Source organism: Nocardioides antri, assembly GCF_008373765.1.
Lineage (GTDB): Bacteria > Actinomycetota > Actinomycetes > Propionibacteriales > Nocardioidaceae > Nocardioides > Nocardioides antri.
In genome coordinates, this window is record NZ_VUJW01000077.1 from 1 (window position 1) to 297 (window position 297).

Below are 297 nucleotides of genomic sequence, written 5' to 3' on the forward strand. Positions count from 1 at the left end.
GCCGGCGCCGGCGCCGATGATGGCGGGGACCCGGCCCTGCGGCGGCTTGGGATAGGCCCAGGAGGGCCCGAACGAGAAGAACTCGCCGTCGTACCGCCCCTCCTCCTCGGTCCAGAGTGCACGCCTCGCCTCAAGGTACTCCTTGAGCAGGGTGCGGCGCTGGGCGGCGGGGACGTGGTGGACGGTGAGCTCGGCGGTGTTCCACCCGAAGCCGGCGCCGATGGTGCCCCGGCCGCTGGAGAGGTGGTCGAGGGTGGCGATGGTCTTCGCGAGCGTGATCGGGTCCGACTCGACCGG

1 protein-coding gene is annotated in these 297 nt (G+C 72.7%); it reads right to left on the reverse strand.

The features are described 5' to 3' along the window. A partial coding sequence (locus F0U47_RS20475) for an LLM class flavin-dependent oxidoreductase (RefSeq protein WP_149752332.1) occupies positions 1–297 on the reverse strand: 297 nt, incomplete at both ends.